Origin of the sequence: Arthrobacter sp. NPDC058127 (assembly GCF_042884555.1) — a bacterium.
Lineage (GTDB): Bacteria > Actinomycetota > Actinomycetes > Actinomycetales > Micrococcaceae > Arthrobacter.
Genome location: NZ_JBHVTT010000001.1, coordinates 1 through 16744 on the forward strand (window position 1 = coordinate 1; position 16744 = coordinate 16744).

Consider the following 16744-nt stretch of genomic DNA (forward strand, 5'->3'; position numbering starts at 1 on the left):
CCTTCTACACCCGCGGCAAGGTCATCACCTCCCGCTGGCCCGAACCCACCCACGCCTCCGGCGCCTCCTACAACTTCCCCTCCAACTGACCACCCACCCAACTACCTAGCAGTAGATGTCGTTATGAGCCCCCATAACGACAACAAATGCGAGTCAGTTGGGCCTGTCGATGGTTGTCGCTTGGGACGGCCATCGGCAGGCTTCGGCATCTGACCGATCCGGATCCGTCTTGAAAGAGTTCCTGAGGAGCAAGAACGGTGTTTCGTTGTTTTTCTTGTCTTATGTCGGCAAGCTGGATGTCCTACGCGACAGAAGTGCGGCCGGGAACCCGGCCCCTCGGGCACGATAGGCGGGCAGGATGATGTCCAAACCACTTATCTGGGGGATTGTGGGTGCCAGTGACATAGCTGCCACGCGAATGATCCCTGCAATTCGCCGCGTCGGCGACGTGGTGGCCAGTGTCGTCAGTGGCGACACCGGCCATGCCAAGGCATACGCCCAACGCAACAGCATCGGAATGCATCATGAGAGCCTTGACGAGCTTCTTTTGGATAATTCGATCGATGCCGTCTACATCTCCAGCCGAAACCAGCATCACTGTCGACAAACAATCGCCGCGGCCAGGGCCGGAAAGCATGTCCTGTGTGAGAAGCCCGTCGCAACGACGCTCGACGAGGCACAAGCCATGGTGGAGGCCTGCCGCGTCCACAACGTGGTCCTGGCCGTCAACCACCATCTCCCGGCGGCCGGGACCCATCAAACTATTCGTGCGCTCGTCGCTTCAGGCTCCATTGGGCGACCATTGAGCGTTAACGTCCGGCATTCGACCCTCCTTCCCGAACGCCTTCGCGGGTGGCGGCTTGAAAAGTCTCCAGGCGCCGGCGTCGTCATGGATCTGTCCTGTCACAACGCTTCAGTCGTCAATCCGCTACTGGGCGGTCGCCCGCTCGATGTTATCGCTTCCACCCTGTCGCAAAGTGATTGGGCTTCGGGTGTGGATGACGCTTCCAGCGCGTCCATCCGATACCACGATGACATTTTGGTCGACTTCCAAGATTCGTTCACGATGCCCTTCACGGCTTCCTACATCCAGATCAATGGTGACCAGGGCAGCATCCTTGGTCATGACGTCATGACTCCTGAGCCGAAAGGTTCGATCACTCTCACGGATGGCTCCGGCACGAGAGAGATTTCAGTTACCGACCGTCGCCATACGTACGACATCACGCTCGAACGCTTCCGATCAGCGGTACGCGAGGGGGCGCGGCCAGTTGTCGATGGCGTGGACGCCGCAAACGCATTGTCTGTCAGCCTCTCGATCCTGGAAGCAGATAGAACGGGCGAAAGACAGCTGATTGAATTCATAGACCGCTAGTTAGAGGCCGTGCTTGCTGAATCTGGACATGCACGCCAGGCCGACGGCAGCGACGACGGCGAACAACGCAGGCAGCAGGAACACGAGGGGGAGTCCGATGGTGGCGACTCCGAGCCCGCCCGCGAGCCCACCCATCGCCGAGCTTACAGCGGCGGAGCTCATGAAGATCGCCGAAGCCGTGGCCACCGCTGCGGGCAGCAGTCGCTGCGCCACGACGATGCCCAATGCCGCGAATACTCCCCAAACCCCTCCCATGAGGATCTGGCCCGCGAAGAGTCCGAGGGCTGTGCCGGTCGCGCCGAAGCAGATGTTCGCGGCGACGCCGAATCCCGCTGCCAGGATCATCAGCCGTATCATCCCGGTCCTCCTGGCAACAAGGACAGCCACGGGCATTAGTACGAGTTCCACGAGTGGCTGGACTCCGATAATCGCGCCGCCAAGCGCAGGCGTCAGTCGGAGCTGTTCGTTCATGTAGATCGGAAGGTAGGCGTACTTGATCGACTCACCGGCGTACACGCACATGTAGAGCGCAGTGAACATGAGCAAGGGGGCCATCTGTCGGAGCCCGGGCTTTGCGGTGGGTGCAGGTAGGCTCTCCGCCCGCCGGCCGACGCGAGTGCGGCGAGGTGCTGATGCCCTCAACGTCATGAACGGCACGATTTGGGCGAGAGTGCATAAAGCGGTCGCGAAAAGCATCGCCCGAGGGCCGGCATTTGCGGCCAGGAACGACCCCGCGGCCGGCCCGATCACCCAGCCGCCGGTCAGCGCCATACGCACTATGGCGACCACACCATCATTTCCCGCCTTCGGGCGCGCACTGATCTCGTCGTGAAGGGCTGCGAACACCTGCGATGTGGCGGCACCTGCAAACCCGAGGACGAGGGCACTTACGACGAACGGCATCCACAGCTGGGTGGAGAATGCGATTCCGGACCAGCCCAGGAAGCCGGCGACAGCGCACGCGCGAAACAGGCCAAGGCGACGGCCCGTCCGGTCAGAGCGTGCGCCAACCAGGTATCCCGCCAGTGGTGCTGTGAGGCTAGTCAGGTAGTAGAGCCCGGCAACAGTGAGGGACGCGTGGAGCTCATTGACGAGGAACGAGGCGATCTGGGGTGCCGCCGCAGAGAACCCGAGGCCTGACAGGAACATCGCAACTGTTGCCCCCCGGTAAAGGGGAGTTTCGAGGACGAGCCGGAGCGGAGACCTCCGCACCGCCGTCGAGCCAGTAAGGACGGGGTCGGCGTCTTCGACAGCCTTCGGTGCGGTCATTCGGGGATCACAGTGCTTTCTAAGCGGCCGGGTGCGCGGGTCCGTCGATCGATCAACCCGAATTCTTCCATTGTAAGAATATAGGACACGGGCGCACAGGGAAACCCCGAACGGGCATGTGAATACTCGGACATGGAAGGTGCAGGTCAGGCCCATCAAGGCCCGTCTGCCGCGAGCTAATGCGTCAAGGCCGGCCCGGCAGGCGGCAACAGCCGTTCCAGGATTGCCAACGAGCGGTGCACGTCCACGTCGTCCGGGCTGATGAGCCATTGCAGTTGTAAGCCATCGGAGGCGGCGGCGACCAGCGCGGCGGCATCATCGGCATCGATGTCCGCGGCTATGGATCCGGATCGCTGACCGGCCCGGACCCTTTCGGCTAGATCGGCCCGAACCCGGCGAAAACGCTCGTCGATGAAGTCCCGTGTGACCGGGTGATGGCGCTCCTGAAGCGCATCAGTGGTCAGCGTCGCGTACAGCTCAACCAGACCAGGAATTGTGCGGTTTCGTTCGGCGCTTTTTTCCATCACGGCCACGGCTGAGACGTCGGCCGTGCCGGACGGCTCGTGAACCATGCCTTCGTGTTCTCGGTAAACCGCGACCAAGAGCTCATCGCGCGATGCAAAGTAGTATCGCAGCGCGGCATGCGAAACGCCGATCGCAGCTCCAATCGCCCGCAACGAGGAGCCGACTCCCTGTTCGGCGAACAGTTCTATAGCTCGCAAGAGAATCTGGGCTCGTCGTTCGGGGGCTTTCCGGTATGACCGCCCACGCTCCTCGGCTTGATCGTTGGCCATCCCACCATCGTACGTGAGTGGTAGAAGCCAGCTCGGGACGTCGCGCACGGCTTAGAAGCTTGGCCGCCAGGTCTCGACGGCGTCATCGCTGACTGCAACTACCTCGCGCCAGCGGTCAAACAGCGAGCAGGGGTGGGAGATGCCCAGGTCCACAACGTCGCCGACCTGCAGGCCTTCGGCGTCGTCCACGATGGCGTGGTGGTCGAAGAGGCGCGTCAGCGTGGCTCGTTCGCCGGCCGCCAGGAGGGCCCCGTTACGGAACCGGGAGACGATCACCGGCAGGCCGGCGTCGTACGCCAACTCCCGCTTGCCCGCGTTCAGGACCACGCGCCCGGCTTCCGGGGCGGAGATGACCAGCGCCCGCACCACCGCCGCGGCGGTGAGACCGGGGACCGGCGAGACGCTCTGGTAGGTGCCATGGTCGTGAACCACGTAGCAGCCTGAACGAAGCACGTTGACGGAGGTGCTGTGCGGCAGGAACGCGGCTGCCCGGTCCTGGAACGCGGAGCCGCCGTTGCTGAAGACCGGCACTTCCACTTCGAAAGTGGGGCGCAGTTCATCGAAAATGTCGCGGGCCAGGCGGCAATGCGAATCGATCCCGGCCAGGTTTTCATCCGTCCGGGTGTTCGGTGCCACACCCTCGTAGGCGCTGACGCCGGCCAGCAGCAGCCCGCTGGCGGCACGAATCTCCCCGGCCAGGGGCCCGGCTTCGGCCTCGCTGCGGATCCCGGTGCGACCGCCGGGGGTCCCGACGTCGATCAGTACGTTGAGCGGCCGTGGCGAGTCCTGGAACACCTCGGCCATGGCCTGGACGCCCGCCGCCGAGTCGGCCAGGCAGTAGATCTCCAGCTCCGGCGAGGCTGTCAGCCAGGCGCGCAACTCCTCAAGGTGGCCGCGGAACAGCACCTCGTTCGCGATGAGGATCCTAGTCGCACCCCACTCGATGGCCTGCGCGGCCTGCGCGGTGGTCGCCACGGTCACGCCCCAGGAGCCGGGCAACTGCCGGCGGACAATCTCGTCCGTCATGGTGGTCTTGATGTGCGGGGCCAGCACCATGCCGCGTTCCCGTGTCCAGGCCTCTTTGATGCCGATATTGCGCTCGACGGCGGCAACGTCCAGGAGCATCTGCGGCAAGGTGCGGAGCGGGAGGGCGGCGTCAAGGTGCGTCATGCGGTGCGGTTCTTTCAGGACGTTCTGGAAGCTGGGTACCCGGAGATCCTATCCGGTTCAGTAACTAGAGAACCCGTGGACAGATCGCGGCTAATGACAAGTAGCGGCCACTCGGGCGGTTGCCACGCGGAGTGAGTATGGTCTTTCACGTGTCGGACCGTTCACGCGCATCGTCGCGTGGCTGGCTGCCACTAGCTGAGTCCAGGCCATAGGAGGTCACATTATGTCTGTCATCATTGCAACCAAGGTTTCCGGTGACACGAGCGTTTTCGCCAAGTCGCTGGAGGAGCGCGCGGACGAGTATCGCCAATGGGGCGAGCGCGGCCGGGCGGCTGGGGCGATTCACCATCAGTTCGCAGTCGGGGACGGGTTCGTCCTCGTGGTCGACGAATGGGAATCGACGGAGGCGTTCCAAAAATTCTTCGGTGATCCCGAGATCCAGGCGTTCATTGGTTCAGTCGGCGGCGACCCCAGTGTGGCACCTGAAATCACCGTCGGGGAATCGGTCGACTCTGCGGACAAGTACTAGCCGACTCGCGCATGTCGGTCCCCGTCAACGTGCAGACTGTCCGCCCGCGCATGCTGGCCGCCGTCCGGCGCGAGGTCGCACCAGGCGACGTCGGTTCCGCATGGGGCCCTGCGGTGGGCCTTGTCTGGGACTTCATTCGCAGTCAGCCGGGTCTGTGGACGGACGGCCACAATATCTTCGTCTACCACCACTCGAACACGCCCGACGCACCCCTTCTGTGCGACTTCGGCGTCGAAATCACGCGCAGCTTCGAAACGGCGGGCGAGGTCTACGCGACCGAAACGCCCGGAGGCGAGGCTGCCGTAGCAGTCCACCATGGGCCATACGACCGTATGAACGAGGCGTACAACGCGATCGACGAGTGGATGGCGGCGAATCACAGGGAGTCTGCCGGGCACTCCTGGGAGATCTACGGAGATCCGACACCCGATCAGGCCGATACTGAAACGACGGTCGTGCACCTTCTGAAGTAGAGGAGACACTTCAACAGGACCACAGTTCGCCGAGCAGCCGTTGCACGTGATCGGGCTGCTCGATGTGGGCGAAGTGGCCGCAGCGCGGGATTGTCGCCAGCCGGGCGTGGGGGACTATAACTGCCAAGCGGGCCAGATCAGACTCGGGCGTGAACACATCGCTGTCGCCGCGGATTGCCAGAACCGGGCAGCGGATGCCGTGCCACTGGCCGAAATCGTAGTGCGCGGCTGCCCTTGCGGCAGCAGAGAAGCTGGCCGGCCGGGCATCGTAGCCGAGCTCGCGGATCTCGACCGGGGGAATGGCTGCCGGATCTGCGAAGAACGGAGACATCAGTGGTCCCATGAGGGGTGTGGCGGAGACAGTACGCACCAGTGCCGTCCCTGCCGGACCGAGGGCCGCCATGGTGCGCATGGCCAGCAGCATGCCGGTGAACGCCGGGAATCTGTAAAGGCCGGGGAGCGGCGCCCTGCACGCGTCGGACACACTGAATGTGGTGGCCGAAATGGCGGCTACGCTGGCGGTCTGCTCCGGCCATGCCGCAGCCATGTGCAGGGCCAGGAAGCCTCCCATGGAGTGGCCCACCAGGTTCCACCGCTGGTAGCCGAGCGCTTTCAGCACTCCGGTGACGGCGCGTGCCATCGCCACGAGGCTGAACCGTTCCAGCCGGGCACCGTTCGTGGATTCGCCCCAGCCCGGCAGATCAATCAGGACCCGGTCGTTGGCCGGTTCCCCGGAAGTCGGTGCCCCGGAAAGCAGGGCCTGGAAAGTGGTCCAGGATCCCGCGGCGCCGTGGAGGTAGACCTCCGGGGTGCCGGACACGCCCCACCGTCCCGGGGCACCCTGCTGGACACGCACTGTGCAGCGCCCTAGCTCCGTGGGAACGACATGCCGCCGCAGCGTGGGGGCGCTTTTCTGCTGAACACTCATGGTCACCTCTCCTCTTGCTCTGTGACACTGGTTCGTAGCCGCAGAGGTAGCGGATGGGACTTGCCTGTTCCGGCGCGTTCGCAGACCCCCGGATGGGGTTGTTCAGGGGGTGAGGGGGCCTTGGAGAACGCGGATCGCGAGGGCTTTGTCGCCTTCGATGATCGCTGTTTCCAAGAGATTGGAGCGGCCCCAGAGACCCAGGTACATCCCGCGCGGCGGGGAGGTAATCGAGGCCTCGGTGGCTCCTTGGCCGAACCTCCAGCTGCCGGCCCCGGGTACCTGGAATGTCACTGTCCCCTCCGGCTGGGCCATACGACCCAGCCGAAGCTGTCGCGGGGTGAACATTGTCAGGATCTCGTCGATTCCGTCGAGCATGAAATCTGCTGACAAAGAGGGAACCGCCAACCCTGATGCTTGGCACGCGTCGATGAGGTGGACGGCGTGTTCATGTGCCTGGCGCCGACGCCAGAAACCGGCTTTGCGCGGGGGTGGGCCAAAGTTCCAGCACTGCTCTTCGGGATCGAGCGCCGCCATTGTCCGTAGAAATGCGTCCGTGCCTTCGCGGAACCACGTTTCGGCGCCGGTGGCGGGTGGTGCCGGTTCCTCGACAAACTTCCCCGAAAGGACTATTTCGGCGGCCCAACGTTCGATTGACCCCAGATGCCCGAAGAGATCCTTGAGCGTCCAGCCAGGACAGGCCGGCACAGGACGAGCCAGGATGTCCTCGGGTTGGCGTGCCAGGACGCTTAGACGGTCCACGCTGCTGGCAAGCTCAGTAAGATAGCGATCCGGCGACATATCCCGAGCATAATGTGCCAACTGGTTTCCCCGCGCTCGACATCGCGGCGGGGACTCGATGGGCCCCGCCAGAGAGGAATCCTCATTTTTCGGAAAGGGGCACGGCCGGCGTGGAGAACTGCCGAGCGGGCACGCGCCCCACGCCGGCAGCAGTAACGGCCGCGGCCAAAACGATTGCCCCAGCCGTGAGCAGCGCCGGGCCGTATCCCTGCTGCAGAATCGGGGCCACGACCAGCGGCCCGACGATCTGGCCAACGGAGTATCCCGCGGTGAGCAGCCCGACCGATCTCGGGAAGCGAAGCTCGTTGCCGACAGCAAGAGCGAGCGCACTGATCCCGACGAACGTTCCGCCGAAGAGGGCTGCCGAGGCGAGGTCGGCGCCGACGCCGTCCGTCAAGGCCGGGAGGGCGATGCCGACCCCCTGTAAGACGAGGGCGGCCAGCAGCAGGTGGAGGCGGGACCATCGCCGCCCCAACCGCATCCACAGTGCTGACGCCGGCACAGCGGCCGCTCCGGCCAGCACCCAGGCGCTGCTTCCGAGCCCCCCTGTGGCCTTTTGTTCGATCGCGGCCACGAGGAACGTCCCGGCGACGATGTAGCCGGCGCCCTCAAGGGTGTACGAGATGAGCAGTGCCGCAAACCGCCCCGGCGCCCCCGGCCAAACCGGGCGAAGCTTAGCCCCGACGGCCGGCGTGGGGTCCCCGGGCGCCGTGCGCAGGGTCCAGCCGATCGCGGCAAGGACCGCGGTGAGCGCGGCAGACGCCCACCACGCGGCCCGCCAGTCGGTGATTGGCAGGAGCACTAGAACCAGCAGCCCAGACGCGGCGATTCCTGCGCCGACTCCGCCAAAGCCCCAGCCCGCCAAGTGGGCGTGGCTTTCCCGCAAACCGCTGAGGAGCGCGCTCACCGCAAACACGAAGATCAACGCGCTAGTCACGCCGGCCAGGCCGCGAAGGACCATCCACACGAACTCGCTCTCCGTGGCCGGCATCGCCGCCAGGCTCGCGATCAACACGGCGAAGGAGCCCCGAAGCGTGGCCCGCGAACGAGATACCGCGGGGAAAGCGATGCCGGCCAACGCGCCCGCGAGGTAGCCGACGTAGTTCGCGGTGGCCAGCTGCGCCCCTGCGACCGTCGACAGACCCGCTTGGGCATGCATGGCGGGCAGGATCGGCGTGTACGCGAACCGTCCGACGCCCATCCCCCCGGCCAGCGCTGCTGCGGCCTGCCCCACGTGGCACCAAGCTCTCATGGGGGAAGTCACTGCGGCGCTCACGATCGAATTCATGATGCCGTGCGGCCGGGGTCGTTCGGGTGGGACTCGAGCGCGGTCACCGTCACGGTCATCCACGGACGGAGCGGCAGCGTGCCGAGAACCTTCTCGTGCAGCTCGGCCTCGTCGGCCGCCCGCCAGATCCCGATGCTACGCAGCTCGCCGACAGGACGCCACAACCGGACCAGGCGACCCGCGGCCGCCAGCTCCCGCGCGCGCGCCGCCTCGGCGGCGCGGCGACGGTCCACCTCGTCAGGGCTTGTGCCCTCGGGAACGCTCGTCGTGATCTCGACTAGGAACTCGTGCATGATCTGGCTCCGTTCTTTCCTCCGACGGCCCTTTTCTGCAGGCCATCCCTTACCCGCTTCATCGTCCGGCCTCTCCCGATTCAGCCGCCACGACCGGCGTCCTCGCTTGTGATAGGCAGAGCCTCCTAGCGGCGTACAATCGGGCCATGGAGCTGCGCCAGCTGCGGTATTTCGTAGCAGTCGCCGAAGAACTGAACTTCGGACGGGCGGCATCCCGGCTGCTCATTGCCGGCCCGTCCCTGTCCCAGCAGATCAAGGCGCTAGAACGGGATCTCGGCGTTCGTTTGTTCGACCGGGACCGGCGATCGGTGACCCTCACCCCGGCCGGAGCTGCCCTGCTCCCCGACGTACGCGATCTCCTGGCTCGCGCCGACAACGTCGAGCTGCGGGCGGCCCGCCTGTCCGGGACCGAGCCGGTGCGCCTGGGGTATGTCAGCTGGCTCCCGGCCGACCTCGCCGCGCGCACGGCGTCGGTGGCGCAGGTGCACGTGGACCCGTGGGTCGCGCCGTCGCACACCCAAGCGGAGCGGGTCGCCGAGGGGAGCCTTGACCTTGCGGTGTGTTGGGTTCGCGCCGCGGACCTTGAGGAACACGGCCTTCGCGCCGCGCTCCTCGGTGCCGATCGCCTCCACGCGGTCTCGGCCGGGGACACTGTCGGCGAGGTGGCGGCCCGGGACGTGGTTGCATTGCTCGACGACGACACCGCCTCGTGGTCGTCGTGGAACCTCTATGCCGGGCAGTTCGCGCGCGACACCGGCGCGCACACCCTCCGCATCGCCGACGGCGGCATCACCGGCCCCGCGTTTTTCGATCACGTACGGCGCAGCGGCCGCCCCGTACTCCGATCGCCGAAGGACATCATCGCCCCGATTCCGCCCGACCTGCATGAGCGCCCGGTCGTGGCACCGGAGGTGTACTGGACGTGGTCGCTGGTGTGGCGCTCCGACGAGACGCGGGCCGCCGTGCACGCCGTCGTCGAGGCCCTGTCCGCGGATCCCGGCGACCTCGACCTGCATCGCCCCGAGGTCTGGCTGCCCGCTGGCGACCCGCACCGTCGCCCGACTCCTTAAGCCGTTCTGGGAGCCTCGGACTACCAGCAGGGAGGACGGCGGTCGTGGCAGAAGCAGGCGGATCCGGATCACACTCGATACATGACCACAACGCAACCCACCCCCGCCTCCGCCCGCACCCTGCCCACCCGCCCAACCCTTAAGGTCGCCGTCGTCACCGGCGCGTCGCAGGGCATCGGCGCCAGCGTCGTCGCCGCCTACCGCAAGCTCGGCTGGGCCGTTATCGCCACGTCGCGCTCCATCCCGATGTCCGACGATCCCGAGGTAGTCACCGTGCAGGGAGACCTCGCCGACCCCGCAACAGCCGACCGCATCATCGCCACAGCGGTCGAGCGATTCGGGCGCCTCGACACGCTGATCAACAACGCCGGCGTGTTCATTGCCAAGGACTTCACGGACTACACGGCAGACGACTACGCGGCCGTGACCGGTGTAAACCTAGACGGATTCTTCCGCATCACCCAGCGCGCCGTCGAACAGATGCTGACCGTCGGCGCGGGCCACGTCGTCAACGTGACCACGAGCCTTGTCGACAACGCCGACTCCCGCGTTCCCTCGGTGCTGGCATCACTGACCAAGGGCGGCCTGCAGTCAGCAACAAAGTCGCTCGCCATCGAATACGCAACCCGTGGCATCCGGATCAATGCCGTGGCCCCAGGCACGATCAAGACCCCCATGCACTCGCCCGAGACGTATGCAGACCTCGCAGCACTGCACCCGGTAGGCCGCATGGGCGAAGTGACCGACATCGTCGACGCGATCGTCTTCCTTGAGCACGCCGGGTTCGTCACCGGCGAGATACTGCATGTCGACGGCGGCATGAGCGCCGGCCACTGACCACACCCACCAGAGGAGTAAACACATGACTATGACAGCAGACGACGCGGAAATCCTGCGGGGCGTCCTCGACCCCTGGAAAGCCGCCATTGACGCACACGACCCCGAAGGCATCGCCGAGCTGTTCACCAAAGACGCCGTCTTCCAGGGCCTACACCCGTACACTGTCGGCCGCCAGGGGGTTGCCGACTACTATGCCTCCCAGCCCCTCGGGCTGACCGCAGAGTACCGAATCCTCGAAACGAGGAGGCCCGCAAGCGACTTCGTCTACGGCTACCTCAGCGTCGAATTCGGGTTCGCCGACGGTCGGTCGACGCTGCCGGTACTCATCGGTGTCGCCGCACAGCGCAGCGGAGACGACTGGATGCTGGCGCTCTACCAGGTATCTCACCGGCCCGGACTCTGATCGGGATGCAGCCCTGCGTTTCGGACTTCACACCGTGCTTCGCAGCCGTCGCCTCAACACCGTGGCAACCACCAGAAGCACGACGACGGCGCCCAGGCCCACTCGCGCTGTCAACTGGCCGTAGGGTTCGGCCCCGGTGAAATACATCAGGGCCAGCACGGGAGCGATGCTGGTGAACTCGTAACGGCCGCTCAGCACCACGAACGGCAACAGCAACAGCGCGTACCAGGGGTAGCTGGGCGAGACGATCAGCAACATTCCTCCGACCATCAGCACCTGTCCGTCCCAAGGCCGGGAGACGTCGGTGGTCCGCCACACGTAAATGGCCAGGACGAGCAGCAGCACCAGTGCGGCCGAGGCCGCCCAACTGGCCGGGAGCAGCAGCTTCAACAGGGTGAAGCGCGGGCTGTCCTGCCCGTCGTATCCCTCCGAGCGAAGGTATTCGGGCAGATAGCCCAGTACAGCCCAACCGCTGGCGAGGAGATATGGCACGTATGTCAAGGCAAATGTGGCCACGGCCGCAGCCACAAAGCGGACCGGCCGCCGGTACAGCATGGCCGGGGCGCTGATGGCCGGAATGAGCTTGGTGGCCACCGCCGCGCCAAAGGCCACTCCGGAGCCCAGTGTGCGCCCGCCCACCAGCAGCAGCGCCGCGGCCAAGGCCAGAGCGGTGCCCAACGCATCCACGTGCGCACCGTTGATGGCTTCAAAGGCCACCAGCGGGGACCATGCCCACCACACGGCTTGGTGTGGCGGCCTTCCGGTGCGGCGCAGGAACGTCAACAGCGCTGCCGTTATGGCGAGGCTGAGCAGCAGCCCGGCCAGCTGAAAGGCGATAAACCCCACTTCGGAACCGGGGATGAGCCGCACGGCCAGGAAATACAGCTCCGCCACCGCCGGATAGACGGTGGGCACGGCGGGCCTGTTGATGGCCGTGCACAGGGCGCTGCCGCTTGGAATGTTGGTAGTGGTCTCCGTGCCCGTCAGGAAGGGATTGGCATGGCAGGTTCCGTCCGGTCCGGGGTCCTGGAATAACCAGGCCGGCCGCAGCGGCCGCAGCGCCTCGTCCGCCGGAACGTGGGCATAAGGGGAGATTCCGGCTTTCTGGACGATGCCGTCCCACGCATAGCGTGCAGAGTCGTTGCTGGTGGCCGGCGGTGCGGCGATGGCCGCTGCTCCCACCAGAAGGGAGCCCAGGAGCACCACGGCGGCCGCGTACCGTGCCGGGATCCGGCGCGCCGCCAGTGCCGCCGGGACGAAGACCGTCCAGGCGGCCAGCGTGCCAAGGGGGGACACCCACTCGGCAGACGGATCGGTGGTGACGGTCCACCAGAGGACCCCGGCGAGCAGGGCCACCAGTGCCAGCGCCACCGCCGCAGCCGAAATGCCGGACGCGCGCCGGGTTGTTGGTTCGCTCACCCTTCGATCGTGCACTACGTGCAGGCTGGTGGGCCATCGATCCGCGGCACCGTTTGCCTTTCGTAAGGTCTGGACCGGGACGACGGGAGGGTCTTGGTGGTCTGATCGAGGTATGGACAGATTGACCACTTTCCTCCAACAGCGGATGGAAGCGGTGAGCGGACGGTTCTCCTCGCCCTTGCGCAGCAGGCGGCTTACAGTAGTGCTTGGCCGTTGGCTCGGCCTTGCCTTTACCGTTTGCTTCTTGACCGGGCTGTTCAGCCACCTTCTGCAGGATCCGCCAGATTGGATGCTTTTCCTTACCCGTCCCGTGTGGCTTTACGTGGCTACGCAGGGTATCCACGTCGCCACCGGGATAGCTTCCGTCCCTCTATTGGCCGCCAAGCTATGGTCCGTGTATCCCGAACTCTTGCGCTGGCCGCCGCTAAAGTCCGTGGTGCACGCACTCGAACGGGCCTCGATTGCGCTCTTTGTGGCTTCTTCGCTGGTGGAAGTCACCATCGGATTGCTCAACACTTTTCAGTGGTATCCCTGGCCGTTTTCCTTCAGGGATGTCCACTATTGGCTGGCCTGGGTCATCATCGGGTCCTTGGCGCTTCATATCGCTGTCAAGATGCCCCTCATCCTGGCCCATTGGAGCCGCCGATCGGACGAGGCCGCTATCGCCGCGGACACGGAGAGGGGAGTGCCGGCGGGCAAAACCGCTCCGGCTGCCGTGAAGCCCGGAACCGGGCACGGCGGGAGCCGCAGGGGGTTCCTGGCGGCAATCACCGCCGGGACCGGCGTCGTCGTACTGGCGACGGCGGGCCAGTCGTTCGCCTGGCTGTCAGGCTTGAACCTCTTTGCGCCGCGACGAATGGACTCGGGCCCGCAAGGCGTACCCATCAACAGGACCGCAGCCCAGGCGGGTGTGGCAGATTCCGCGCTGGCCCCTGACTGGGTGCTGACCGTGTCCTCGGGATCGGTGCAGAAGACGTTCACTCTGGCGCAGCTGGCGGCCTTGCCGCAGTACAGCTATGGATTGCCCATCGCGTGCGTGGAGGGCTGGAGCCAAGGAGCCCAGTGGCGCGGTGTCCGAATCAGGGACCTGATGGCGACGGTGGGCGCACCGACGGATGCCGAGCTGCAGATTTCCAGTATGGAGAAGGGCGGCGTTTACGGTCGCTCCTTCATGCCTGCCGCGTACAGCCAGGACGAGCAGACGCTGCTGGCGCTCGAGCTCAACGGCGAACCACTTGACCTCGACCATGGCTATCCGGCACGGATCATCGCCCCCGGCCGTCCCGGAGTCCTGCAGACCAAATGGGTGCACAAAGTGGAGGTGATCTGATGCGGCTCCCTTTGGTGACTCCGTCGGCGCCCGGTGAACACAGGACTGTCTGGTGGGTGCGGGCAGCCCTGGGCGCCCTGGGCCTGGCTGCCCTCGGCTATGCCGTCTTCGGATTCCTGGCGAACGTGCCGCCTATGCAGCTGATCGGTGTGGCGGCCTGGCTTGCCGTGGCGTTATTGGTGCACGACGGCGTGCTGGTCCCGCTAACAACGCTGGCCGGCGGCGGCTTGTCGCGGCTGACGTATGGACTGGGCCCAGTTCAACAGGAGATAGTGCGCGGGGCCCTTTTGGTGGGGGCGGTGGTGACCCTGGTGGCAGCCCCGCTGATCCGCGCCCAGCAGGTGCTTCAGCCAGGGGGTCAGGGCAGTGGCGCCAACGGCACCGTCCTGCAGGGCGACTATACGCTGGCCTTGGGTGTCTTTTGGCTGGTTCTGGCAGTGGCCGCGGCGGTTGTCGTGGCCGCCGTCGGACTTTACGGCCGCCGTTCCAAGGTCAGAAAGACCCGGTCCTGAACGGTCCGGGTGGCCACGGCATCCAGCCCCGCCCGCGCCGCGTGGAAAGCGAGCGCTTTCGACCCGGCGCGGGCCCAGGGAAAGGCCGCGCTGGCGCGTCCGTCTGAATCCTCCAGCACAGCCAGGTAGGCCACATCGAGGAAGTCCGGGGCTTCGGCCTCAGCCAGTACGTGCCCGCCCGGCGCGAGCAGTGAGGCAACACGCTCAAGCAGCATCCGGATGTTTCCGCCGATGCCGATGTTGCCATCCAGCAACAGGGCCGAACCCCAGCCCCGCTCGTGCGGGACGGGGTCAAAGATGGAGCCGAGGATGGCCGCGCCGCCGCGGTCGGTGGCCAGCGCCACCGCGGCTGGGCTCGAATCGATGCCCATGGAGGCCAGCCCCAGTTCCCGGGCGGCCTCAAGCATCCGGCCTGGGCCGCAGCCCACATCGAGAACGGGCCCGCGCAGGGTGCGAAGCAGTTCGCGTTCGTCTGCCGTGGCGGGGCCGGACCAACCGAGCATGTTGAAGTGGACGCGCCCGATGGTTTCGTGCCAAGGAGATTCCGGACGCAGCGTCAGGCGCCCCTGGCCGAGGGGCAGGCTACGGGCGTAAGGTTCGTGCCCGCCCTGTCCGAATAGAGCTTGGCCAAACAAAGCTAGCGGGCCCATCCCCGCTGCAGAACCGTCCGCCCGGGCGCGGGGACCCTTGGGGACTGCCCGGATGCTCATCGCAAGGCAACCCTTCGGTTGGGTGCGGCCGCGGACGGGGCCTCAGCCGGCACGCCGGCCGCTGGCCGCCCCGTGGCCAGGCGCTCCACTGCGAGGGCAAACGGGGTTCCGCCACACTCCCGGGAGGCAGCGAAGGCATCGGAAAAGTAGTCCACATCCCTCAGGACGGGCAGCAGCCCCACGTCCAGGCCGGCGCCGGCCAGCCGGGCCAATTGGTGCGCTCCCGTTTGCGGGGTGGACATGCCCACTCCGCGGAGCAGACCGCCGTCGGGTCGGTACAGTCCCAACGCCCAAAAGCCACCGTCCGACGCCGGGCCGAACCACGCGCCGCGATGCGGCACCGGAGCGGGAGTTGCCCAGTCTGCCAGGAGCGGGGCCAACTGTTCCCCGCATAGCTGGGGCGTGTCCATGCCCAGGATCAGCAGCGGTCCGGCCGTCAGCGAACAGATAGCCGCCAGCCGTTCGTCAAGGCCTCCGGCACTCTGGGCGAATACTTCAAAACCAGCAGCGTCCCCTTGGCGCGGGGAGCCGTCAAACACCAGCAAACGCCGGGCCGCGGGAAGGGACCGCACTGTTTCCAACGTCTGGCTCAGGCTTGTCTGGGCCAGGGCTGCGGCCTCCTCCGGAGTGAGCGGGGGAGTGAGTCGCGTCTTGACCCTGCCCGGGATGCATTCTTTGGCAATGACGGCGATGGTGAGATTCACGGCGTCGCTCCATGGGGACCCGCCGCTGGTCCGCCGCCCTTCGTCGCCTGAGTCCGCTGCGATGCGGCGGCCAACTGGGTCCCCATGTCTTTGAGCGCAGTGACGGTTCCGCGGAGCGTCCCCGTGACTTTGGACTTCCCCAGCCGCGGAGAATAGTCGACCGGAACCTCGGCAACACGCCAGCCGTCGCGGTGCGCTTTGAGGAACATCTCCAGCGGATAGCCGCTGCGCCGGTCCCTCAGGTCCAGGCCGAGGAGTGCGCTGCGCCGAGCAAGCCTAAGGGGGCCAAGGTCAGTGACGGGGATGCCCGTTAGCCGGCGCAACCGCCGGCTCAGGGCCATGTTGGCCAGCCGGGCGTGGATCGGCCAGGCACCGCGGGCCGGACGCCGTGCACCCAACACCAGATCGGCACGGCCGGTGCGCACGAGCTCCAGCATCGGGGCCAGTTGGGCAGGGTCCAACGAACCATCGCAATCGCAAAAGGCCACAAACTCGGCCGTGGCCACCAGGAGTCCGGCATGTGCTGCCGCGCCAAAGCCGCGCCTCGCTTCGTCGACAACAGTGGCACCCAGGCTCTCGGCCAGGGCACCGGAGCCGTCGGTTGATCCGTTGTCCACGACGATCGCGCGATATCCGGGTGGCAAGGCCCCCAGCACCTTGGGAAGGGCCGAACGCTCGTTGAGGCATGGCAACACCACGTCTACCAACGCGGCGGCTGAACCCCCGCCGTCGTCCTCCGGTCCGTTTGGGATGCTGGGAACGCCGATTCGATCGTGCGAACCGCGTGCACCGCTTTGCTTTTTCTCCACCCTTTGACCGTAGAATCCGCAGGCCCGGTG

General features: G+C 66.2%; 19 protein-coding genes. 8 read left to right on the plus strand and 11 right to left on the minus strand.

The window, feature by feature from the left end:
• The first annotated feature begins 358 nt into the window (after positions 1–358).
• Entirely contained in the window at positions 359–1375 is a 1017-nt protein-coding gene (locus ACFVTG_RS00005; RefSeq protein WP_390276993.1) for a Gfo/Idh/MocA family protein, read from the plus strand.
• On the opposite strand, the gene ACFVTG_RS00010 is transcribed toward ACFVTG_RS00005, so the two are convergent.
• From ACFVTG_RS00010 to ACFVTG_RS00020, 3 genes are all read right to left on the minus strand, one after another.
• On the minus strand, positions 1376–2644 hold the full coding sequence (locus ACFVTG_RS00010; protein ID WP_390276995.1) for an MFS transporter: 1269 nt from the start codon (positions 2642–2644) through the stop codon (positions 1376–1378).
• 176 nt (positions 2645–2820) lie between these two features.
• On the minus strand, positions 2821–3438 hold the full coding sequence (locus ACFVTG_RS00015) for a TetR/AcrR family transcriptional regulator (RefSeq protein ID WP_390276997.1): 618 nt from the start codon (positions 3436–3438) through the stop codon (positions 2821–2823).
• A 51-nt stretch (positions 3439–3489) separates the two neighbouring features.
• The gene (locus tag ACFVTG_RS00020; RefSeq protein WP_390276999.1) at positions 3490–4608 is read right to left on the minus strand and encodes an alanine racemase; all 1119 of its coding nucleotides are present in this window, start codon (positions 4606–4608) and stop codon (positions 3490–3492) included.
• Between the two features lie 223 nt (positions 4609–4831).
• On the opposite strand from ACFVTG_RS00020, the gene ACFVTG_RS00025 reads away from it, so the two are divergent.
• Both ACFVTG_RS00025 and ACFVTG_RS00030 read left to right on the plus strand, forming a co-directional pair.
• Complete coding sequence (locus ACFVTG_RS00025) at positions 4832–5137, plus strand: hypothetical protein (RefSeq protein ID WP_284752364.1); 306 nt, start codon at positions 4832–4834, stop codon at positions 5135–5137.
• Between the two features lie 11 nt (positions 5138–5148).
• Positions 5149–5610: a GyrI-like domain-containing protein gene (locus tag ACFVTG_RS00030; RefSeq protein WP_390277001.1), complete on the plus strand. Its 462-nt coding sequence runs from the start codon at positions 5149–5151 to the stop codon at positions 5608–5610.
• A gap of 10 nt (positions 5611–5620) precedes the next feature.
• On the opposite strand, the gene ACFVTG_RS00035 is transcribed toward ACFVTG_RS00030, so the two are convergent.
• From ACFVTG_RS00035 to ACFVTG_RS00050, 4 genes are all read right to left on the minus strand, one after another.
• On the minus strand, positions 5621–6538 hold the full coding sequence (locus ACFVTG_RS00035) for an alpha/beta fold hydrolase (RefSeq protein ID WP_390277003.1): 918 nt from the start codon (positions 6536–6538) through the stop codon (positions 5621–5623).
• A 102-nt stretch (positions 6539–6640) separates the two neighbouring features.
• Positions 6641–7297: a maleylpyruvate isomerase family mycothiol-dependent enzyme gene (locus ACFVTG_RS00040; protein WP_390277007.1), complete on the minus strand. Its 657-nt coding sequence runs from the start codon at positions 7295–7297 to the stop codon at positions 6641–6643.
• Between the two features lie 121 nt (positions 7298–7418).
• Positions 7419–8612 carry a YbfB/YjiJ family MFS transporter gene (locus tag ACFVTG_RS00045; RefSeq protein WP_390277010.1) on the minus strand — a complete coding sequence of 398 codons (1194 nt, stop codon included), beginning with the start codon at positions 8610–8612 and terminating at the stop codon, positions 7419–7421.
• 8 nt (positions 8613–8620) lie between these two features.
• Complete coding sequence (locus ACFVTG_RS00050) at positions 8621–8917, minus strand: muconolactone Delta-isomerase family protein (protein WP_390277013.1); 297 nt, start codon at positions 8915–8917, stop codon at positions 8621–8623.
• Between the two features lie 146 nt (positions 8918–9063).
• Here ACFVTG_RS00050 and ACFVTG_RS00055 point away from each other — a divergent pair, with 146 nt between their 5' ends.
• The 3 genes from ACFVTG_RS00055 to ACFVTG_RS00065 all read left to right on the plus strand — a co-directional run bounded on the left by ACFVTG_RS00055 (position 9064) and on the right by ACFVTG_RS00065 (position 11230).
• Positions 9064–9987 (plus strand): LysR family transcriptional regulator, encoded by a 924-nt coding sequence (locus ACFVTG_RS00055; RefSeq protein WP_390277016.1) that lies wholly within the window; start codon positions 9064–9066, stop codon positions 9985–9987.
• Positions 9988–10068: 81 nt separating this feature from the next.
• Positions 10069–10824 carry an SDR family NAD(P)-dependent oxidoreductase gene (locus ACFVTG_RS00060; protein ID WP_390277018.1) on the plus strand — a complete coding sequence of 252 codons (756 nt, stop codon included), beginning with the start codon at positions 10069–10071 and terminating at the stop codon, positions 10822–10824.
• A gap of 25 nt (positions 10825–10849) precedes the next feature.
• Positions 10850–11230, plus strand: coding sequence for a YybH family protein (locus tag ACFVTG_RS00065; RefSeq protein ID WP_390277020.1), 381 nt, complete (start codon positions 10850–10852; stop codon positions 11228–11230).
• A 27-nt stretch (positions 11231–11257) separates the two neighbouring features.
• Here the strand turns inward: ACFVTG_RS00065 and ACFVTG_RS00070 are convergent, their stop codons facing one another.
• On the minus strand, positions 11258–12649 hold the full coding sequence (locus ACFVTG_RS00070) for a glycosyltransferase 87 family protein (protein WP_390277022.1): 1392 nt from the start codon (positions 12647–12649) through the stop codon (positions 11258–11260).
• A 112-nt stretch (positions 12650–12761) separates the two neighbouring features.
• Here ACFVTG_RS00070 and ACFVTG_RS00075 point away from each other — a divergent pair, with 112 nt between their 5' ends.
• Both ACFVTG_RS00075 and ACFVTG_RS00080 read left to right on the plus strand, forming a co-directional pair.
• Positions 12762–13979: a molybdopterin-dependent oxidoreductase gene (locus ACFVTG_RS00075; protein WP_390277024.1), complete on the plus strand. Its 1218-nt coding sequence runs from the start codon at positions 12762–12764 to the stop codon at positions 13977–13979.
• Positions 13979–14491, plus strand: coding sequence for a hypothetical protein (locus ACFVTG_RS00080; protein ID WP_390277027.1), 513 nt, complete (start codon positions 13979–13981; stop codon positions 14489–14491). The genes ACFVTG_RS00075 and ACFVTG_RS00080 overlap by 1 nt, the downstream gene beginning before the upstream one ends.
• On the opposite strand, the gene ACFVTG_RS00085 is transcribed toward ACFVTG_RS00080, so the two are convergent.
• Genes ACFVTG_RS00085 through ACFVTG_RS00095 form a run of 3 tightly spaced genes read right to left on the minus strand, consistent with a single transcriptional unit; the run spans position 14452 to position 16714 of the window.
• Positions 14452–15201: a methyltransferase domain-containing protein gene (locus ACFVTG_RS00085; protein WP_390277030.1), complete on the minus strand. Its 750-nt coding sequence runs from the start codon at positions 15199–15201 to the stop codon at positions 14452–14454. The two genes, ACFVTG_RS00080 and ACFVTG_RS00085, sit on opposite strands and share 40 nt — an antisense overlap.
• On the minus strand, positions 15198–15905 hold the full coding sequence (locus tag ACFVTG_RS00090; protein WP_390277032.1) for a DUF2064 domain-containing protein: 708 nt from the start codon (positions 15903–15905) through the stop codon (positions 15198–15200). Before ACFVTG_RS00090 ends, ACFVTG_RS00085 begins: the two co-directional genes overlap by 4 nt.
• Positions 15902–16714, minus strand: coding sequence for a glycosyltransferase family 2 protein (locus ACFVTG_RS00095; protein WP_390277034.1), 813 nt, complete (start codon positions 16712–16714; stop codon positions 15902–15904). Before ACFVTG_RS00095 ends, ACFVTG_RS00090 begins: the two co-directional genes overlap by 4 nt.
• Positions 16715–16744 lie beyond the last annotated feature (30 nt).